The following is a 268-nucleotide window of genomic DNA, read 5'->3' on the forward strand; positions in this document are numbered from 1 at the left end:
GAGAATCCTATCTTATACTTGAACAGTTTGGAAGAGATTGAACAAGTATTGTCTCATGTAGAAATTGAAAAAGAAGATTCAGATATTGAGATTGAATCACCAAGTGAAAGCCAGGAAATAGATCTGTTTTCCTATCTGGAAGAGGATAATGAAAAGGAAAAGGATAAGGAAACAGAAACGCTTATTTCAGGTATAGAAGAGACGGATGTCCCCGTTCAAGATTTTGTTTTTCCAGATGATTTAGAGGACTTTTATCCTAAGACAAATC

General features: G+C 34.7%; 1 protein-coding gene. It reads left to right on the plus strand.

The annotated features are described in order from the left end of the window. A partial coding sequence (locus CBI42_RS11880; RefSeq protein WP_142294160.1) for a hypothetical protein occupies positions 1-268 on the plus strand: 268 nt, incomplete at both ends.

The organism is Streptococcus sp. KR (assembly GCF_002238115.1).
Lineage (GTDB): Bacteria > Bacillota > Bacilli > Lactobacillales > Streptococcaceae > Streptococcus.